Annotated in this window: 19 protein-coding genes; 11 read left to right on the forward strand and 8 right to left on the reverse strand. The window is 62.3% G+C overall.

Going from position 1 to position 19624, the window contains the following annotated elements; all coding sequences use genetic code 11:
* Window positions 1-38 precede the first annotated feature (38 nt).
* The 4 genes from QD228_RS06685 to QD228_RS06700 all read left to right on the forward strand — a co-directional run bounded on the left by QD228_RS06685 (window position 39) and on the right by QD228_RS06700 (window position 4249).
* The gene (locus tag QD228_RS06685; RefSeq protein ID WP_279874854.1) at window positions 39-701 is read left to right on the forward strand and encodes a response regulator; all 663 of its coding nucleotides are present in this window, start codon (window positions 39-41) and stop codon (window positions 699-701) included.
* Window positions 698-2125: an ATP-binding protein gene (locus tag QD228_RS06690; RefSeq protein WP_279874855.1), complete on the forward strand. Its 1428-nt coding sequence runs from the start codon at window positions 698-700 to the stop codon at window positions 2123-2125. Before QD228_RS06685 ends, QD228_RS06690 begins: the two co-directional genes overlap by 4 nt.
* A gap of 245 nt (window positions 2126-2370) precedes the next feature.
* Window positions 2371-3144 (forward strand): 3-hydroxybutyrate dehydrogenase, encoded by a 774-nt coding sequence (locus QD228_RS06695; protein WP_279874856.1) that lies wholly within the window; start codon window positions 2371-2373, stop codon window positions 3142-3144.
* A 316-nt stretch (window positions 3145-3460) separates the two neighbouring features.
* Window positions 3461-4249, forward strand: a complete 789-nt coding sequence (locus QD228_RS06700; RefSeq protein WP_279874857.1) for an enoyl-CoA hydratase-related protein — start codon at window positions 3461-3463, stop codon at window positions 4247-4249.
* Here QD228_RS06700 and QD228_RS06705 read toward each other — a convergent pair.
* The 5 genes from QD228_RS06705 to QD228_RS06725 all read right to left on the reverse strand — a co-directional run bounded on the left by QD228_RS06705 (window position 4246) and on the right by QD228_RS06725 (window position 8557).
* A complete protein-coding gene (locus tag QD228_RS06705; RefSeq protein WP_077375848.1) occupies window positions 4246-4785 on the reverse strand; it encodes a response regulator transcription factor in 540 nt (179 codons plus the stop codon). The two genes, QD228_RS06700 and QD228_RS06705, sit on opposite strands and share 4 nt — an antisense overlap.
* Window positions 4786-4813: 28 nt before the next feature.
* Entirely contained in the window at window positions 4814-6085 is a 1272-nt protein-coding gene (locus QD228_RS06710; RefSeq protein ID WP_084208537.1) for an ATP-binding protein, read from the reverse strand.
* Between the two features lie 113 nt (window positions 6086-6198).
* On the reverse strand, window positions 6199-7767 hold the full coding sequence (locus tag QD228_RS06715; RefSeq protein WP_279874858.1) for a DASH family cryptochrome: 1569 nt from the start codon (window positions 7765-7767) through the stop codon (window positions 6199-6201).
* Window positions 7754-7921, reverse strand: a complete 168-nt coding sequence (locus tag QD228_RS06720; protein ID WP_077375858.1) for a DUF2256 domain-containing protein — start codon at window positions 7919-7921, stop codon at window positions 7754-7756. The genes QD228_RS06715 and QD228_RS06720 overlap by 14 nt, the downstream gene beginning before the upstream one ends.
* A 117-nt stretch (window positions 7922-8038) precedes the next feature.
* Window positions 8039-8557, reverse strand: a complete 519-nt coding sequence (locus QD228_RS06725) for a MarR family winged helix-turn-helix transcriptional regulator (protein ID WP_279874860.1) — start codon at window positions 8555-8557, stop codon at window positions 8039-8041.
* Window positions 8558-8804: 247 nt separating this feature from the next.
* Here QD228_RS06725 and hmgA point away from each other — a divergent pair, with 247 nt between their 5' ends.
* The 3 genes from hmgA to maiA all read left to right on the forward strand — a co-directional run bounded on the left by hmgA (window position 8805) and on the right by maiA (window position 12009).
* Window positions 8805-10118, forward strand: a complete 1314-nt coding sequence (gene hmgA / locus QD228_RS06730; RefSeq protein ID WP_279874861.1) for a homogentisate 1,2-dioxygenase — start codon at window positions 8805-8807, stop codon at window positions 10116-10118.
* A gap of 75 nt (window positions 10119-10193) precedes the next feature.
* A complete protein-coding gene (locus QD228_RS06735) occupies window positions 10194-11213 on the forward strand; it encodes a fumarylacetoacetate hydrolase family protein (RefSeq protein ID WP_279874862.1) in 1020 nt (339 codons plus the stop codon).
* Between the two features lie 145 nt (window positions 11214-11358).
* Window positions 11359-12009 carry a maleylacetoacetate isomerase gene (gene maiA, locus QD228_RS06740; protein ID WP_279875069.1) on the forward strand — a complete coding sequence of 217 codons (651 nt, stop codon included), beginning with the start codon at window positions 11359-11361 and terminating at the stop codon, window positions 12007-12009.
* Window positions 12010-12148: 139 nt separating this feature from the next.
* Here maiA and QD228_RS06745 read toward each other — a convergent pair whose 3' ends face one another.
* Window positions 12149-12931, reverse strand: a complete 783-nt coding sequence (locus QD228_RS06745) for a cation diffusion facilitator family transporter (RefSeq protein WP_279874864.1) — start codon at window positions 12929-12931, stop codon at window positions 12149-12151.
* Between the two features lie 184 nt (window positions 12932-13115).
* Between QD228_RS06745 and QD228_RS06750 the strand changes: the two genes are divergently transcribed.
* A complete protein-coding gene (locus QD228_RS06750; protein ID WP_191237110.1) occupies window positions 13116-13511 on the forward strand; it encodes a helix-turn-helix domain-containing protein in 396 nt (131 codons plus the stop codon).
* An 82-nt stretch (window positions 13512-13593) separates the two neighbouring features.
* On the opposite strand, the gene QD228_RS06755 is transcribed toward QD228_RS06750, so the two are convergent.
* Together QD228_RS06755 and QD228_RS06760 are read right to left on the reverse strand one after the other, a co-directional pair.
* Window positions 13594-14334, reverse strand: a complete 741-nt coding sequence (locus tag QD228_RS06755; protein WP_191237109.1) for an aspartate/glutamate racemase family protein — start codon at window positions 14332-14334, stop codon at window positions 13594-13596.
* A gap of 122 nt (window positions 14335-14456) precedes the next feature.
* On the reverse strand, window positions 14457-15932 hold the full coding sequence (locus QD228_RS06760; RefSeq protein ID WP_279874865.1) for a Na+/H+ antiporter NhaC family protein: 1476 nt from the start codon (window positions 15930-15932) through the stop codon (window positions 14457-14459).
* 204 nt (window positions 15933-16136) lie between these two features.
* Here QD228_RS06760 and QD228_RS06765 point away from each other — a divergent pair, with 204 nt between their 5' ends.
* The 3 genes from QD228_RS06765 to mscL all read left to right on the forward strand — a co-directional run bounded on the left by QD228_RS06765 (window position 16137) and on the right by mscL (window position 19515).
* Window positions 16137-16967, forward strand: a complete 831-nt coding sequence (locus QD228_RS06765) for a helix-turn-helix transcriptional regulator (RefSeq protein WP_191237107.1) — start codon at window positions 16137-16139, stop codon at window positions 16965-16967.
* A gap of 132 nt (window positions 16968-17099) precedes the next feature.
* On the forward strand, window positions 17100-18689 hold the full coding sequence (locus QD228_RS06770) for a peptide chain release factor 3 (protein ID WP_077375880.1): 1590 nt from the start codon (window positions 17100-17102) through the stop codon (window positions 18687-18689).
* A 343-nt stretch (window positions 18690-19032) separates the two neighbouring features.
* Window positions 19033-19515 carry a large conductance mechanosensitive channel protein MscL gene (gene mscL, locus QD228_RS06775; RefSeq protein ID WP_077375883.1) on the forward strand — a complete coding sequence of 161 codons (483 nt, stop codon included), beginning with the start codon at window positions 19033-19035 and terminating at the stop codon, window positions 19513-19515.
* Window positions 19516-19624: the final 109 nt, after the last annotated feature.

The following is a 19624-nucleotide window of genomic DNA, read 5'->3' on the forward strand; positions in this document are numbered from 1 at the left end:
TGTTCCCTCTCACGTATCGCTTGTCATCAGGAGACCCCATGCGCGTGCTGCTCGTGGAAGATGATCCACTGTTGGGTGAAGGTATCGGTCATGCCTTGAGTCGTGAAGGCATGAGCAATGAATGGTTGCGGGTGGGGGGCGATGTCGTGGCCACTCTCAAGCATTCCTCCTTTGATGTCCTGGTGCTGGATCTCGGCTTGCCGGACATGGACGGTCTCGAGGTGCTGACCGCGCTGCGCCGCCGGAGCCACACTCTGCCGGTGCTGATTCTGACGGCACGAGATGATATCAGTGACCGAGTGCGTGGCCTGGACAACGGGGCGGATGATTATCTGGTCAAGCCCTTTGACATTGCCGAGCTGGTGGCTCGATTGCGCGCGCTGGTCAGGCGTCATGCGGGTCAGGCCAACGGATGCCTGCAACTGGGGGCCCTGAGCATTGATCAGGCCGGTCGATCCGTCACTCTGGCCGGCGCCGAGGTGACGCTGGGGCGGCGTGAATTCGATCTGCTGGAGTTTCTTCTCCTCCATCCCAGTCGTGTCTTCAGTCGGGACCAGCTCGTCGAGCAGTTATATGGTTGGGATGGGGATGTGGAAAGCAATGTCATCGAGGTGCATGTGCATCATATTCGCCGCAAATTCGGGGCCGGCGTGGTGAAGACCGTACGCGGGGTCGGCTACCGACTGGGGGAGTCCGCGTGAAGTCGATACGCAGTTTTCTGCGGCGCAGCCTCATCGGGGGGGTGATCATCGTGCTGGGGGCAGCTGCCACCTGGAGCTACTTCGATGCCCGTGAGCAGATCGATGAGCTGTTCGATGCACAGCTGGCCCAGAATGCCCGCATGCTGGGCCGCCTCTATCAATCCGAGCTGGCCTCGCTGTCGCCAGGGGCGCGTCAGCAAAGACTTCAGGAGATGACCGCGGGACAGTTCAGTCTGCGACCGCCATCCCTGAGCTTCGCGGATGGGCACGAGAAGTCGCCCCTCGGTCATGTCTATGAAGACAAGCTGGTGTTCCAGATGTGGGATGCACTCGGACAGCCCTTGCTGGGACTCTCCACCCCCTCGGTCATGCTCGACTACCTGCCGTTGCCAGGCTATGCCAAGCAGCACACGGATCATCACGACTGGTTCACCTTCACGCTGTATTTCCCTGACAGCGGTATCTGGGTCACGGCCGCTCAGCGGGAAGACGTTCGAGATGAATTGACGGGACAGATCGCTCTGCACAACGTGCTGGCGCTGGTGGTGGGGTTGCTTGTGATCGCCTTGCTGATCGGTGTCGCCGTCTCTCGGGGATTCCGTCCCGTGCTGCGTATCAGCCGACAGATCACCGCCCGTCAGCCCGGCTATCTAGAGCCACTTGATGCCAGTGAGGCGCCGGATGAGATTCGCGGGATGGTGGATGCGCTCAACGGCTTGCTGAGACGCTTGGCCGACACGCTCGACAAGGAACGTCGCTTCACTGCCAATGCGGCACACGAGTTGAGAACGCCCCTGGCCGGCATCAAGGTGCACGCCCAGAATGTCGAGGCGGATGCCACCGATGAGAACTCGCGGCGTTCGGCGCGCATGATCGTCGATGGTGTCAATCGCATGACGCGTGTCGTGGAGCAACTGCTGACGCTGTCGCGGCTGGAGAGTGGTGCCGAGGTGCCGCGCAGTCACGTCGATCTCGGGCATCTGGCGCATGAACTTGCGCGGGATCTCGGCCCCATGGCGCGCCAGCGTGGCGTCGGGATGTCCGTCGACGTCACGCCCGACGCGCAGTTGATCAGCCACGAGAACGGCCTCTATGTGCTGCTGCGCAATCTTCTCGACAACGCGCTGCGCTATACGCCTGAGGGGGGGGAAGTGCGTTTGAGCATTCGGCGCCGCGAGTCCTCTCTCGGCGATGGTCTGATCATGGAAGTGATGGATACCGGCCCCGGCATCCCGGCCCGTGAGCGTCAGCGGGTCCGGGAGCGCTTCGTGCGTCTGGCGGGGCAGAACACCTCGGGGTCAGGGCTGGGCCTTTCGATCGTCGATGAACTTGCCGAACGCCTGGGAGCGGAACTGACCCTGGATGACAGTCCGCTGGGGAGTGCGGCGTCGCCTGGTCTGTCAGCTCGATTGCACTTCGGCTGAGCTCGCGTTGCATGCTGCGCCCTGGCGGTTGCGCAAGTTGCATCACGGCTCTGGCATGCAGGCTCCAGGCGGTTCAACGCCATGCATGCTGTCGCCGGCAGGCCAACAAGGCGATGGTCGGGTGGCGAAGGTGGCTTTATTAGCGCTATCTTCACTATATGTTGCAGAGCAGCATCCGATGCCACCCTGTCCCTGTCTGGGGCTGGGCATTCCTGCGGCATGACATCAGCCCGAAGGAGACCTTCATGAGTGAACAACAGTCAGCCCCGACCCGCGTCGCCCTTGTCACGGGGACTGCCAGTGGTATCGGCGCCGCCATCATGGAAGCGATGTGCCAGGCCGGTCATCAGGTCCTTGCCGTGGATTTCAGTGACGATGGGGCAGAGGTCGCCGACAAGGCAGGCGCTGCATTCTTCAAGGCAGACCTGACGGATGGCGAGCAATGTCGGGCCGCTGTCGAGGAAGCGGTGTCACGCTTCGGTCGCCTGGATATCCTGGTCAACAATGCCGGTATCCAGCACGTCGAGCGCATCAAGGAGTTCCCGCAGGCCAAGTGGGATCAGATCATCGCGCTGATGCTGACGGCACCTTTCACGCTGATTCAGGCTGCCTGGCCGTACATGGAGAAGAATGGATATGGCCGCATCGTCAACATGGCCTCCATTCACGCGCATGTCGCCTCGCCCGGCAAGGCGGCCTATGTCAGCGCCAAGCATGGTCTGATGGGGCTGACCAGGACGGCGGCACTGGAAGGCGGCGAGAGTGGTATCACGGCCAATGCCATCTGCCCGGCGTATGTGCGCACTCCGCTGGTCGACAAGCAGATCGCCGAGCAGGCCAGGCTCAATGACATGCCCGAGGATGAGGTGATCGAGAAGATCATGCTCAAGGGGGCCGCCATCAAGCGCATGATCGACCCCGCTGAAGTCGCTGACATGGCGGTGTGGCTGGCCTCCGACAAGGCAGGCTCGGTGACGGGCTCCAGTTTCAACATGGATCTCGGCTGGACGGCACAGTAAGTCGCGTGACACCTCGCGTGGGGGGCGGCAGCCCGCCTGCCCGCTGCGTGAACCACCGGCAAGACCGACAGGCCCTTGTCTCTCCCGCCGCATGACGCTGCACGGAGGACAAGGGTCTTCTCGTATGCGCGAGTTGACAGGCCCCTTGAGGGCCCTCGCTCGTGACGGCCATCGATGACGCCAGGAATCCGCCATGACCGCTTCGCCACATGACAAGACTCACGCCGCTGCTCACGACGCTACTCACGACGCCATCTCATCCCCACGCGATTCCACTGACGCCTGCTGCGCCCGGCAGAGGTCAGCGGCTGTACCCGTGACCCTTGTCGACAGTCACCTCAGTCTCGAGCACGGTGTCGCCGTCATGACCTTCGCCCGTCACGACGTGCGCAATGCCCTGACGGGGACTGCGCTGGTGGAGGATCTGCTGGCAGTGGCCGAATGGGTCAATGGCTGTGACAGCGTGGGTGCCCTGGTGATCACCGGCGAGGGCAGCGCCTTCTCTGCCGGAGGCAATGTGCAGGACATGGCGCAGCGAAAGGGGGATTTTGCAGGAGATGCCGCCGAGGTCGCGGCGCGCTATCGCCGCGGTATCCAGCGAATGACACCTGCGGTGCTGGACATCGAGGTGCCCGTGATCGCGGCGGTCAATGGTCCGGCCATCGGGGCCGGCTTTGATCTCGCCAACATGTGTGACATTCGCCTGGCCAGTGACCAGGCACGTTTCGGCGAGACGTTCCTGTCGCTGGGGTTGATCCCCGGCGATGGGGGCGCCTGGCTGCTGCAGCGTCTGATCGGCTATCAGCGTGCCTGTGAGCTGACCTTCAGCGGGCGTATCGTCTCGGCGCAGGAAGCGCTGACACTGGGGATCGTGCTGGAAGTCTGTGCAGAGAAAGACCTGATGACACGCGCCCTGGAGATGGCACGTCAGATGGCGAGTCAGCCGCGTCAGGCGACACGGCTGACCAAGCGCCTGATGCGTCGTGCCCCCGAGATGCGGTTGGACGACTTCCTGGATCTGTGTGCCAGTTTTCAGGGCCAATGCCATCAGGACCCGGAGCATCATGCTGCCGTGGCGGCCCTGCTGGCCCGAATGAAGCGCTAGCGCTTCACCGGTCGCTTCTGCAGTTTGCGCTGCAGCGTGCGGCGGTGCATCCCCAGGGCGCGAGCCGTGGAAGAGATGTTGCCGTCGTGCTCGTTGAGCACCTTCTGGATGTGTTCCCAGGTCAGGCGATTGACCGAGGGCGGGTTGTCGGAGATCTCGGCTTCCGGATCACCTCCCTCGCGCTTGAAGGCGTGAAGTATCTCGTCGGCATCGGCGGGCTTGCACAGGTAGTTCACGGCACCCAGCTTGATGGCTTCCACTGCCGTGGCAATGCTGGAGTAGCCCGTCAGCACCACGATGCGTGCTTCCGGCAACAAGGCGATCAGCTCGGGCAACAGCTTGAGGCCGGAGCTCTGTTCGAGCTTCAGATCCAGCGTGATCAGCTCGGGGCGATGGCTGCGCGCGATACTCAGCGCCTGTGCCTCGTCCCGGGCAACCTCCACGGCATAGCCGCGGCGTGTCATGGCACGTGCCGTCACCTGGCAGAAGAATTCGTCATCGTCGATGATCAGCAGTCGGGTTTCTTCGCTCATCAGGGGCTCACTTGGGCGGTCTTTGCCGCCATCAGTTCAGATAAAGAGGGAGGCGCACTTCCGTCAAGGTGCCGCCGTCTTCGTGGTTGTACAGGCTGACGCCGCCACCGAAACGATTGATGGTGGCGTGGGTCAGGAACAGGCCGATGCCCATCCCCTTGGATTTGGTGGAGATGAAGGTCTCACCGAGCTGGTCCGCGACCGCCATGGGAACGCCTGCACCATGGTCTCGAATGTCGATGGTGACCTCGTCATCCCGCCGTTCCAGGGTGATCTCGATGTCATCGGGGCAGGCATCCGCGGCATTGTTGAGCAGGTTCATCAGCGCCTGCTCAAGCGTGGTATCGACCAGGATCTGAGCCTTGCGGGCGGAGGCATCCACTTCGACGCTATGTTGCACATCCGGGCGTACCACCAGCCAGCGCTGCACGATTTCCTCCAGCCAGCGCGCGGCGTTGAGCGCCTGGGGCTGCTCCATGCGACGACGGTCGGCCGCGGCCACCATCGCTTGCAGGCGTTGCTTGCAGGTGTCGACCTGGCTGCGCAGCAGTGCGAGATCCTCCTCCAGCTGCGGGTCGTTCTTGTCCTTGGCATCCTCGCGCATCTCGCTCAACAGCACCGCCATGGTCGAGAGCGGGGTGCCCAGTTCGTGCGCGGTGCCGGCGGCCTGGCTGGCGACTGCCAGCACCTGTTCGCTGCGCAGAGCCGCTTCTCGTGTGGTGGACAACGCCTGGTCTCGCGTGCGCAGGGCATGAGCCATCTTGAAGATGAAATAGGTCACCAGCGATGCCGACAGGCCGAAGTTCAGCCACATGCCGATGACGTGCAGACTGATGCGCCCGCCGAGTTCGTAGGTGGCCAGCTGCGGTACGGGTTCGTAGAACACCATCAGGAAGCTGTAGCAGCCCATGCCGACGGCCGCGATGATCCAGGCATAGCGCCAGGGGAGGGTGGCGGCCGCCATGGTCACCGGCACCAGATAGTAGGGCACGAAGGGGTTGGTGGAGCCGCCGGTATTGAAGAACAGCATCGTCAGACCGGCGATATCCACCAGCAGATGCAGCAGGTTCTCGGTGTCAGTGACCGGATGCGTCTGACCCAGACGCCACCAGCTGGCGACATTGACCAGGCCCATCGCGATGATGATCGAGATGACGGGGAGGACATTGAGCTGAAAGCCGATGATCTCGATCCCGAAGATGATCAGGATCAGGAAGCCTGTCCAGGTGATGCCGCGCGCGATGGTCAGACGAATGAGATTGCGGTGCGGTGTGGACAGTGGCGGCGGTAGCGGCTGATTCATGACGACTCCTGCAAGGAATGCGGCCATGATAGTGAATAAGGCCGGTAAAGTGCAGTCCTGACGGCCAGTTAGCGTCAGTGGCCCGACGGCTTGTGTCCGCTGACAGTCTCCTCTCAGCCCCGTTCGAAGGAACCACTCAGCCATGGCTTCACACGTGTCGGTGTGACGTCGCTGAGGTGGGGCTGCCAGGCATCGACAAGGTGCAAGGGCTGGCGCGGGTAGCCGGACTGCGTCGTCCCGTTGATGCCTCCCGACGCCCCGGGCGTCACGCGAAATGACCAGGCAATCCAGGGAGCATGGCGTTGCATGCCGGCCGGCAGCGTTTCCAGTTCGGGTATCCAGCGGGTGACGTGATGGCCGAGCGGGTCGTGCTGGCGAGCCTGCTTCATCATGTTGAAATGACGGTCCGCACGCGGGTCGCGTCCCACGCCTGCCAGGTAGCGCCAGTTGCCCCAGTTGGACGCGACATCATGATCCAGCAGCTGATGCTCGAACCAGGCGGCACCCAGCCGCCAGTCCACGCCAAGATCCTTGATCAGATAGCTTGCCACGTTCTGGCGCATGCGGTTGCTCAGCCAGCCGGTGGCGGCCAGCTCGCGCATGCCGGCATCCACCCAGGGCACGCCGGTCATTCCGGCCTGCCAGCGTGCAAGCGCATCCGGTATCGCAGCGCACGCCTCATGCCGCAGCGAGTCTGTACCGGGCCTGTCTGCCAGAAAGACCTGTCTCCCCAGCTGGCGGGTATCCCAATGAAAGTACTCCCGCCACAAGAGCTCGACGCGAATCCAGTCGCTGTCCTTGAACGCCGCCTGTGGGGTCTCGCAGAGCTCAGGCAGTGTCTTCTGGAAGGTGTGCAACCTGTCGAGTATGCGTCGTGGTGAGAGGCACCCCAGTGCCAGCCAGGCAGAGAAACGGGTCGAGAAATCTGCCCCGCTGAGGCGATTGCGGGTGGTCTTGTACTGGCCGGCATGTTCAGGACTCAGATAATGCTCGAGTCTCTGCAGCGCTGCGGGCTCACCCCCAAGGAAGGCATGCTCTCCCCGCGGGTCGCTCTGCCAGTCCCTGGCCGCATGGAGTCGTCTGGCGCTGCCCTGCATGCCACGCGGCGCCTGTGCCGGCCAGCTCGGCAGTGCGCAAGGCGCCGCCACCGGAGTGGGCATGGCCTGGATATCCGGATAGGCCTTTTCCAGCTTGCGACGAAAGGCGCTGAAGGTTTCAGGAAGCTCATTGAGCGTGAAGGGCAAGTCGTCCTCGTCCAGGAGCAAGCCGCTATTGACCTGCCGCAGGCGACAGCTGGCGGCCACTGCCTGCTGCTGGCGTCGCTCCACCAGACCTGTAGCGCGTCGCGCGATGACGCCTCGGCACGCATGCTGTCTGGCGAGTTCGGGTATCAGATGCGCAGCGTCACCCTGAAGGATCAGCAGATCACTGCCCAGGGTCTGAAGCCCTGCCTGCAGGGATTCGAGGCTCTCCAGCAGGAAGCGCTGACGTGCGAGGCTGAGTGGCTGCAGCCTGGCAACATCAGGGCTGACACTGCCTACGGGCTGGAAGGTCGTCTCCGGCAGGAGGTATACCACCAGCAGGTGCGCCGGGTGTTCCTCGAGCGCGGCCTGCCACAGGGGGTTGTCATCGAGACGCAGGTCATCGTCCAGCCAGACAAGCCAGGTATCAGTGCTGGTCATGGTGTGTTTCCCGGGCTGCCTGACGCGCATTGCGTCGACAGCGTTGACTGCAGTGACGTACGTCTTCCCAGCAGTCCTGCCACTTCTTGCGCCATGTGAAGGGGCGCTGACAGGTCTGACACAACTTGCTTGGCAGGTGCGGTTTGCGATGCATGCGGGGACGACTCCATGAAACCAGTACGTGATTTATACCATACTTGTACGAAGTGCGAGTGTCCTGTCGAGAATCTCATGGGGCACAAGGTGGCGCACCTGCTGCCTCCCGCGAGTCTCACTCGTTGCCTGGCAGCTGATCCAATTGACGCTCCAGGGTCTGCATGGTGAGCAGCAGATCCCGGTATTGGCGTGCATTGACGGCGCTCAGCAACTCATCCTCGAAGCGGCGGGCCTCGGGGATCAGCTCAGCGAGCATGGCCTCACCCTCGGCGGTGAGGGCGAGCAACTGCGCACGCTGATCCTGCTCGCTCGGCCGGCGCAGGATCAGTTCACGGGCTTCCAGAGATTTGACGGCCCGAGAGACGCGCACCTTGTCCATATGAGTCCGTTGACTGATTTCCCGGGCCGTCAATGGCGAGCCACGGCTCAGCCAGGCCAGCAGACGCCACTCGGCGACATTGATGGCGAAGCGCTCACCATAACGGACGAACAGCGCCTCACTGGTTCGCTCTGCCAGACGGTTGAGGCGATAGGGCAGGAACTGGTCAAGATCCAGCTCGCAGCGGGGTGTGTCCTGTGGGGGTTCCCCGTCAAGGGCATCGCGAGCTTCGGGAGTGTCATCAGTGCGTTGCATCGAGAGTTACCTGACTCGGTGAGAGGGTTGGCATACTGAGTCGCATTGAAACGTTTCAGATGGATCAGGTTACCGATGTTACCACCATCGAGAGCGAGCAAGACAAAAGTCTAGCAATTCGGCGATTGCCAGGGTGTGGGTCTGCCTATATGGTTTCATGTGTAACTATTTGGGGCGTTGGCGGTATGTCGTGCCGTGGATGCCCCAGATCTTCAGGAGCCGCGAGCCCACAAGGAGATGAATCGTCATGCGCGAGCGCAACGCTGAGTGCCATTATCACGCCGGTTTTCGTAATCATGTCTCCACCGAGGCGTTGCCTGGCGCCTTGCCTCAGGGCCAGAACTCTCCCCAGCGTTGCCCCTACGGCCTGTACGCGGAGCAGTTGAGTGGCTCGGCCTTCACGGCACCGCGCAGTCACAACCTACGCAGCTGGCTCTACCGCATTCGGCCCTCGGTCGTGCAGGGCGCCTACCAGCCCATGGAGATGCCGCAGGTCGCCACTGCACCGTTGGCCGAGAGAGTGCCGGACCCCAATCCGATGCGCTGGGACCCCATCACATGCTCGACAGGGGACTTTCTGGACGGCCTGATCACGCTGGCGGTCAATGGAGATGCCCAGGCGCAGCAGGGCTGTGCCACGCACCTCTATGCCTTCTCTCGCGGCATGCAGCAGCGCTTTTTCTACAATGCCGACGGCGAATTGCTGATCGTGCCGCAACAGGGTGCCATCGAGGTGCGCAGCGAGCTGGGCCTGCTGGAAGTCGCCAGCGGCGAGATCGTGGTGATCCCGCGCGGTATCAAGTTCCAGCTCAATCCGCTGGCGGGACACGCGGAGGGCTGTCGAGGCTATGTGGCCGAGAACTATGGCGCGCCTCTCGAGTTGCCCTCTCTGGGGCCCATCGGCAGCAATGGATTGGCCAACCCGCGTGATTTCCTCGCGCCATCGGCGCGTTTCGAGGATGAAACCGGTGACTTCACGCTGGTGGCCAAGTTCGGCGGGCGTTTCTGGCGCGCGAGTCTGGATCACTCACCACTGGATGTCGTGGCCTGGCATGGCAACTACGCGCCCTACAAATATGATCTGGCGACCTTCAATACCCTCAACACGGTCAGCTTCGATCATCCGGACCCCTCGATCTTCACCGTGCTGACATCACCCTCGGACACCGCCGGGGTCGCCAATCTCGACTTCGTGATCTTCCCGCCGCGCTGGATGGTCGCCGAGAACACCTTCCGACCCCCATACTTCCATCGCAATCTGATGAGCGAGCTGATGGGACTGATCCATGGTGAATATGACGCCAAGCGCGAAGGCTTCCGCCCGGGAGGCGCGAGTCTGCATAACGCCATGACCCCGCATGGCCCTGACGCTGCCACCTTCGAGGCCGCCACTCAAACGGAACTCGCCCCCCGCTATCAGGGCAATACGCTCGCCTTCATGTTCGAGAGTCGCTATCTGTTCCAGCCCACCCCACAGGCCCTGTCGTCGAGCGCTCGTCAGCGCGACTACGGCTCGGTCTGGCAGGGGTTGGCGTCTCATTTCACTCCCCAGCAGCGCTGAGATTGGCATGTGCCTGTCATTCCGCTCTGGACTACCCACGTTCTCTCATCTCTCAAGCTTCTCAAGGAGGCAGTCATGAAATTCGCCACTCACCAGGATGGTTCCCGCGATGGAACACTGCTGCTGGTCTCCCGTGATCTGACCCGCGCCGTGAAGGTCGCGGACGTCGCCACGACGCTGCAGGCGCTGCTGGAGGACTGGGCTTCGCTGACACCAGCGCTCGAGAAGCGTTACGCAGCGCTCAATGATGGCACCTTGGCTGATGCGTTCGATCTGGACATGAAGAATCTGCATTCGCCGCTGCCACGCAGTTATCAATGGGCAGACGGCTCGGCGTATCTGAATCATGTCCAGCTGGTGCGTCAGGCACGCGGCGCCGAGATGCCCGAGACCTTCTGGCACGACCCGCTGATGTATCAGGGCGGCAGCGACAGCTTCCTGGCCCCCAACGCCGATATCGTGTGTGTCAGTGAGGAGCATGGCATCGATTTCGAAGGCGAGATCGCCGTCATTACCGACGATGTGCCGATGCAGGTCAGTCCGGAGCAGGCCGAGGGCCACATCCGCCTTGTGATGCTGGTCAATGACGTCAGTCTGCGTGGGTTGATCCCCGGTGAGCTGGCCAAGGGCTTCGGCTTCTTTCAGGCCAAGCCGTCGTCTAGCTTCTCGCCCATCGCCGTGACGCCGGATGAGCTGGGGGATGCCTGGCAGCAGGGGCGCGTGCATCTGCCGCTGAGCGTGCATCTCAATGGTGAGACGTTCGGAGAGCCAGAGTCCGGGCCAGACATGATCTTCAGTTTCCCGCAGCTGGTGGCGCATGCCGCCAAGACTCGCCCGCTGGGGGCCGGCGCGATCATCGGTTCCGGCACCGTATCCAATCCCGGCAAGGATGGCGGGCCCGGCAAGCCGATCAGCGAAGGGGGCGTGGGCTACAGCTGTCTGGCGGAGGTGCGCATGGTCGAGAAGATCCTGTTCGATGAGATTCGCACGCCCTTCATGCGTTTCGGTGACCGTATCCGCATCGAGATGTTCGATCGCGATGGCCAGAGCATCTTTGGCGCCATTGATCAGCAGGTGACGCCGTTGGACGCCTGAAGGCGGCCTCATCAGGTAGAACTTCTCAGAGACACGTCTCGGGAAGACGTCGTGTGCCGGTAAGCCTCAAGCCAACTGGGTGCGAGGCAGTGCGAATGAGCGACCGGCTTCCAACCGCGTCACAGGGGAGTGCAGCATGAGTTCAATGAGCCTGTATGGCTATTACCGTTCATCTACCAGCTATCGAGTAAGAATCGCGCTGGCGCTCAAGGGGATTGAGGTCGCTCAGGTGCCGGTCAACCTGCTCAAGGGCGAACAGCGCAGCGAGGAGTATCTGGCCATCAATCCCCAGGGGCTGGTGCCGACCCTGATGGTGGGAGATACGGAAACACCTGCGGCCCTGACCCAGTCGCTCGCGATCATCGAATATCTGGAGGAGCGCTGGCCCGCCCCGGCGCTGCTGCCCTCAACGCCGGAGGCGCGTGCGAAGGTGCGCTCACTGTGCCAGTTCATGGCTTGTGAGATGCATCCGCTCAACAATCCGCGCGTGCTCAATTATCTGACCGATCGGCTAGATGTCACCCAGGCGCAGCGCCTTGAGTGGTATCGACACTGGGTTGCCGAGGGTTTCACACGCCTGGAAGTGTTGCTGGCGGAAAGTGCAGGGCGCTTCTGCCATGGCGATAGCCCGGGCATGGCAGATGCCTGCCTGATGCCCCAGCTCTACAATGCGCGCCGCTTCGAGTGTGAACTCGAGGATTACCCGAGGATTCTGGCCATCGAGGCGGCCTGCCAGTCACTGGACGCTTTCCAGCAGGCGCATCCTGAGCGTCAACCCGACTCTCCGGCCCCCTGACCCTGGCGATATCCAGACACTAAAGCGCCCCGTCGAGCTCGACGGGGCGCTGTCGTTTCAGGCGGACTGCACGCGGATGATGGCATTCGACGGCATGTCAGTGGCTGGGCATAGCGGCGGGAATGACACCTGAGTCGTGTCAGATAGAGGTGTTTCCACCACCGCCCTTGCCGGAACAGCAGCCGCTGGCGGGGGACTGTTCGACCACGGTGGCAGCCGTGGGCGGTGCACAACAGCTGCGGGTGGCGCAGGACGATGCCTGATCGCTGGCTGCCTGCTCATCTGATGCCTGCGCGTCTGTGGCCTGTTTCGCCTCGCGCAGCTCAACTCGCGCATCGCGAATCACCTGCCAGGCGGATTGCAGGAAGAGTGCGGCGATCGCAGCGCCCAGCAGCACGTCCGGCCAGCGGGAGCCCGTCCAGCCCACCAGTATCGCAGCGCCGAACACTGAGACATTGGCGATGATGTCATTGCGTGAACACAGCCAGGTGGAGCGCATGTTGAGATCATCCGACTTGAAGCGCCACAGCAGGCCGAAGCAGACCAGATTGACGGCCAGCGCCAGCAGGGCGAAGGCGCCCATGCCGTGTGCGGCGGGGGCGACGCCATGGAGGGCCTGATAGCCTGCCTCGCCAAGGACGATCACGCCCAGTGCCAGCATCACGATGCCTTTCACCAGCGCGCTCAACGCACGTTCACGCACGCTGCGGTGCAGGACGTAGAGGGTCAGGGCGTAGACGCTGGCATCGCCGAACATGTCGAGGGAATCCCCCAGTAGCGCGGTGGAACCCAGCCACCAGGCCGCGGTGAATTCGACGAAGAACATGCTGGCATTCAGCGCCAGCAGAATCTTCAGGACCTTGCCCTGTGAGGCTTTGAGCTCTGCCAGCTCGCCGGATTTGCTTTCGCAACAGCTTTTCATGGGTCTTGGCCTCCTGTCGTGTTGATGACAGCATGGAGGTTATAGTCACTATAAGGTCAAGTCGGCTGATGAAACGGTTGATGCATCGACATGCAACACATGGCGAGAGGAGAAGTCATCGATGACCGCAAGAGATTTCACACGGAAAGGGGAATCGCCCACGTCATCGCACGGCGAGGTGACGATGGGCATTGGCCAACTGGCCAAGGCGTCTGATGTCCAGGCGGTGACGATCCGCTACTACGAGAAGCAGGGGCTGTTGGCCCCGCAGCGGCGTGCGCCCAATGGCTATCGTGAGTATGGCAATGCACAGCTCAGGCGTTTGACCTTCATCCGCCGTTGTCGGCGGCTGGGGTTTTCGCTGGATGACATCCGCGCCTTGCTGGGCCTGGCGGACCAGCAGTCCTTGCCTTGCGATCAGATAGACGCGCGCATCGAGGCGCAGCTGGCTGAGGTGCGCAAGCGCCAGCGTGACCTTGCCGTCATGGAAGAAGAGTTGCAGCGCCTGACGCACTGCTGTGCCGGCGGGGTGATGGCACAGTGCCATATCGTCGAGACACTGTCCGAGGTCGAGGAGTAAGGCCCTGACAGACAGTTCATCTATCGCCAGGGCTGGGTCACGGGTTGGAGGTCAGGCGGGTTCAGGCGGGGGGCAAGGAGGATCAGACGCCGCAGGACTTGCGAGCGAGTTCCTCCGCGACCAGTTCCGTGACATCGATCAGTGTCTTGGCGGGGGCTGCGTCGTTGTCTGACGAGCTGACGGTGTTGACGGGAATCAGTGGCAGCTCGGTACAGGCCAGCAGCACGGTGTCTGCCGACAGGCTCTCCAGCAGAGCATGAAAGCGCTGGACCACGCTCGGGTCATCGCCGCCATGCGCCTTCACGTCATAGATGATCTGGTGCAGCAGGTGTGGGTCGGCGGGTACCTCGACTTCCACCACCTCTGTCAGTGCCCGATAGGGTGACCAGTCCCCCATGTCCGTCACGGACTTCGCGCCCAGCAGCGCCACCTTGCTCAAGCCGTCGCGCCGCACCCTGTCGATGACGACATCACTGAACGACACCAGCCGGACATTCAGCGCCAGAGCCTCCAGCTGGGGCTGATAGTAGTTCAGCGTATTGCAGGCGATGGCGTAGTAGTCGACATGCTCGGCGAGCTTGAGGGCGCTATCGGCCAGCGCCTCCCACACCTGTTGGTCATGAGTCTCTAGTTCCATGGACAGCCCGAGCGCCGGCTGGGAGATCAGGTGGACGTGTGGGGCATCCAGATCTCCCCGGTAGCCAGGCCCGATATGGGCCTTGTTGGCGATCAGCAGCTTGTTCCAGAGATCCAGTCCGGCATCCGGGCCGGAGCCGGTGAGGATGCCGATCACGTTGCGTTGGCGCAGCTCAGTATCTTGCATGGCGGTGTCCGTCGTCTTGTTGCGGGGCAGGCGGTGAAGGTTCAGTCGAGGGCAGCTCAGTCAAGAGCAACTCAGTCAAGAGCAGCTCAGTCAGGGGCAGATCAGCTGGCTGAGCTTGAGATTTAACTTGAGACTGAGTTTGAGGCTGACGCTGACAGTAAGGACCGCCCAGCGGGCACCTCAGTTGCAGCCTCGTCCTGAGCGCTCGCCTGGTCCGCCGGGCTGAAACGACGACCCCAGCCGGTGGCGATGGAGACACACATCACGGCCAGCAGGACCCAGGCGTAGAGCACCCAGGGCGTCAGATCGAGCGGCATCAGGGCCGGCACGCCGGGGAAGGTTTCGGCGGCTTTCACGGACAGCCCGGAGGCGAACAGCAGCGCGGCGGACCAGGGCAGCGAATAGACCAGGGTGCAGGACATGCTGTCGATGATGTTGGCGCGACGGTAAGGACTCAGGCCGAAGCGTTCACCGACCGGTTTGGCGTAGGACAGGCCGACCGCGAGGATCGCCGGGGCATTGATGCTCATCAGCGAGGACATCATCAGCGAGAGCCCGGCGGAGGAGGCTTCCGCGCCACGCGGTGTGCGCACGACACCTTTGAGTGCATTGATCAGCCTCTCACTGCCACCGCCATCGAGCATCAGACGAATGCCCGCCGACAGCAGGATCACCAGAATCGACAGGTCTGCCATCCAGCCGGCCACGCCATTGATCAGCGCGCCATTCTCGACCGACACGAAACCGCTCAGGGTGTTGAGGCCGGTAAGTATCGCCACCAGCATGCCGGACAGAATTCCCACGCTGGTGGCGAAGATCACATCGCCTTTCTTCATGGCCACGTAGATGGCGGCCAGGGCGGGCAGCAACATCACCAGGCCCTTGGGGTCCATGTGTTCGGCCAGCTGTTCATGCGCGATGATCAGCGGCGTTGTTTGCTGCGTCAGACTGATCAGCACCATCACCACCAGCGTGATGCTGCCGGCCACCAGCGTGAAGGGCAGTCGGGAACGAACCACGCCACCGATATCAGCGCCCTGACTCGCCGCCGAGGAGATGGTGGTGTCGGAGATGGGCGCCAGGTTGTCGCCGAAGGCACCGCCGCCCACGATGGCCCCTGCCAGCAACAGCGGGTCGGCTCCCAGCATGACGCCCGCGGGATAGAGCACGCCCATGCCCGCGGCGATGGTGCCAAAGCCGGTGCCTGCCGCGGTAGCGAACAGGGCGCAGGCGAGGAAGGTCACGACGAGGAAGGCCGTGCCGGTGGCGTCGGTGTGATAGGCCGCCCACAGAATGCCATCCACCAGTCCTGAGGAGCGCAGCACCGTGGCGAAGATGCCGGCAAAGATCCACGCCGCCACCGGGGCGATGGCCACCTTGCTGGCCATGCCCTTCATGATGGTGTCGCTGTAGACAGACTTGTCACGGGCAAACAGGAAGGTGACCAGCAGGCCGGCGAGAATGCCGACCCACATGCCCTGGATGGTCGGCTCCTCCAGGCTGGTGGCTACATAAATGGCTGTGGTGATGAAGCACAGGATGGGCAGGAACGAGACCCAGGGCCCGCCGTGGAACGTGAGTTTGGATGCAGGAGTCATGCGATAGCCTCTTTTATGGTTATTACTATCTGCGTGTGAGGGACTTCTGCATTGCATCATTCGCTGGTCAGCCGCGGAATTTGACGACCTGACTCAAGGTGGCGCACTCAGACGCACTATCTGGTGCAGGCTGCGCCTGTCGCACTCTGGGTCATGGCGGGTGGGCGGCGTAGACTGAGGCTCTATCCCGCGCGAGACAGACCCATGAACGAAGACCTGGCCCTCAATCTGCGGCTGCTGTGCAGCTACTACCGATCCATCGCCGAGGTGAGTCGGCGGCTCGAGATCAGTCGGCCACAGTTCAATCGATACCTGAGCGGCCAATACCGGCCCGCTGCACATACACTGCGGCGGATCTGTGAGTTCTTCGGGGTGGAGGAGCACGAGATCCTGCTGCCCAATCGTCAGTTCCAGCGTCTGGTGCAGGTGCGCCCCAAGCCGCGCGAGAGTGAGGCCACACGTGTGGAGAGCGAGCCGCTGGCGCAGCTGAGACGCTCGGGCGCCTCCGAGTTGGGCCGCTATGTAGGCCATTACTATGAGTACTATCTGTCGATGTCGTCGCCGGGGCGGATACTGCGGGGGCTGGTGTCCATCATCCAGCGCGAGGATGGTGTCTATTACCAGCGTCTTGAGCGCCTGGTCGAGCGCGAGTCGTCCGGTGTCGGCGTGTCACATTGCAAGTATCAGGGGATGGCGTTCTATCTGAGCGATCGCATCTTCATGACCGACTACGAGTCGATGACCGGCAATGAGATCACCCAGACCATTCTCTACCCGACCTTTACCAGCCGTGTGTCACGCCTCAAGGGGCTGCGAATCGGGGTATCGGCAAGCGGTGATCGCACGCCGGCCAGTACTCGCGTGCTGCTCGAATATCTCGGGCGTGACATCCGGGTTCGCTGCGCGCTGAAGCAATGCGGTCTCTATCCCCTGGACAGCGACGAGATCGAGGATGCCATCCGCAACGAGATCCTCAATGACCAGGCGCCGGTGGGCGAGGGACCCTGGCATTTTCGCGCACGCAAGGATGACTGAAGGCCGCTGATCGCGCCCGCCTCTGTTGCCGAGCCTCGCCAGCCGCTACAATGCGCGCCATTCGTTTCGTTCTGCTATTCACCTAACAGTGCGCGCGGCGTGCCTCACGTCGAGCCGGATGCCTTTCAGCCCATGTCAGATTCCCAGATTGCCAAGGCGGCGGATGTTCGCCGTACATTTGCCATCATCTCTCACCCGGATGCGGGCAAGACCACCATCACCGAGAAGCTGCTGCTGTTCGGGAATGCCATCCAGATGGCCGGCTCGGTCAAGAGCAAGCGGGCCGATCGCCACGCGACCTCCGACTGGATGAAGATGGAGCAGGAGCGTGGCATCTCCGTGACCACCTCCGTGATGCAGTTCCCCTACAAGGACCGCATGGTCAATCTGCTGGATACCCCCGGGCACGAGGACTTCTCGGAAGATACCTACCGGACGCTGACGGCCGTCGACTCGGCACTGATGGTCATTGACGGTGCCAAGGGTGTCGAGGACCGTACCATCAAGCTGATGGAAGTCTGCCGCCTGCGCACCACGCCGATCCTGACCTTCGTCAACAAGATGGACCGCGAGACGCGCGATCCCATCGAGGTGATGGATGAAGTCGAGACGGTCCTCAACATCCAGTGTGCCCCGATGACCTGGCCGATCGGCGTCGGCAAGGGTTTCAAGGGGGTCTATCACCTGCTCAATGACGAGATCCATCTCTACAAGCAGGGCCAGGGCAACCGCATCCCCGATGACGTGCGCATCAAGGGCCTCGACAGCCCAGAAGCCATTGAAGTGCTGGGCGAAGATCTCATCGAAGAACTGAGCATGGAAGTCGAGCTGGTGCGCGGCGCCTCTCACGAATTCGATCTCGAGGCCTATCGTCGCGGTGATCTGACGCCGGTCTACTTCGGGACCGCCATGGGCAACTTCGGCGTACGCGAGATGCTGGATGGCTTCGTCGAATACGCGCCGCCGCCCCAGTCGCGTGATACCGATACCCGTGAAGTCACGGCCCATGACGAGCGCTTCACCGGCTTCGTGTTCAAGATCCAGGCCAACATGGACCCGAAACACCGTGACCGCGTGGCCTTCCTGCGCGTCTGTTCCGGCAAGTACGAGAAGAACATGAAGATGCGTCACGTGCGCATCAACAAGGACGTCAAGATTCCTGACGCCCTGACCTTCATGGCGGCGGACCGCTCCCACGTGGAAGAGGCCTGGCCGGGTGACATCATCGGTCTGCACAACCACGGCACCATCCAGATCGGCGATACCTTCACCATGGGGGAAGACATGCGCTTCACCGGCATCCCTCACTTCGCGCCGGAACTGTTCAAGCGGGTACGCCTGAAGGACCCGCTGAAGATGAAGGCGCTGCAGAAAGGGCTTCAGCAGCTCTCCGAAGAGGGGGCGACCCAGGTCTTCCAGCCGTTCGACAACAATGACCTGATCGTGGGCGCCGTGGGCACCCTGCAGTTCGATGTGGTCGCTCACCGTCTGAAGGAAGAGTACAAGGTCGAGTGCATGTATGAAGCGGTGAACGTGCAGACGGCGCGCTGGATCTATTGCGATGACACCAAGATGCTTGAGGACTTCAAGCGCAAGGCCAGCGCCAATCTCGCCTACGATGGCGGCGGCTTCCTGACCTACATCGCGCCGACTCGCGTCAATCTGCAGTTGACGCAGGAACGTTGGCCGGACATCACCTTCCGCGCCACCCGCGAGCACTGATACGGTTCAGGGGGGGATGCCCGAGTGGCTCGCATCCGAGTGGCTCGCACCCGAGTGCCCTTCGGCCTGACGAGGCCATCTCCGAGGCCCCCTGATCGATTCAGGATTGATGCGAACGCCGCCCCTTGGGGCGGCGTTCGTGCTTTCGGGCTGAACGTGTCCTCAAGCGTTAGCCACACCAACTCAAGATCGATGACTTTGGCCGCATACTCCCTTGCGAAAGACATGGGGATGGCCAGCGACTCAGGCAGTCACAGGGCGCATGCCTTGGCCTGACAGACGCATGCCCCTAAGGGACATGTCGGTCGCGACAGGACAACAACAATCATCAGGAGGTGGGGCTATGGCCGGTTTCATGAAGGAATTCCGCGATTTCGCGGTCAAGGGCAATGTCGTCGACATGGCGGTGGGCATCATCATCGGGGGGGCGTTCACGCTGATCGTGAAGAGCCTGGTGGGTGACATGCTCAATCCCTTGATCGGACTCTTGATCGGGGGCGTCGATTTCTCCAACTTCTTCTTCGTGCTCAAGGAAGGGGCTCAGGCGGCTCCCTATGTCAGTCTGGAGGCTGCGAGGGATGCGGGGGCCGTGACACTGAACTATGGGCTGTTCATCAATGCCATCATCAGCTTCGCGCTGGTGGCGCTGGCCGTCTTCGTGTTGATCCGTCAGATCAACAAGCTCAAGAAGGAAGCCGAAGAAGCGCCGGAAGAGATCACCGACAAGGACTGCCCGTACTGTCTTTCCAAGGTGCCGCTGGCGGCGACCCGTTGTGGCCATTGCACCTCCGAGCTGGCGCCGGTAGCGCCGGTGGAGGCGGCCTAGGCCATCTGTGCCAGTCACGATGGCTGACAGAGCGACATCGACAAACGAAGGGACCGGCCACCAGGCCGGTCCCTTCGTTTGTCTGTCACTGGCTGATATAGCACGATGG

The sequence above is a fragment of the Cobetia sp. 3AK genome (genome assembly GCF_029846335.1).
GTDB classification, from domain to species: Bacteria; Pseudomonadota; Gammaproteobacteria; order Pseudomonadales; family Halomonadaceae; genus Cobetia; species Cobetia marina.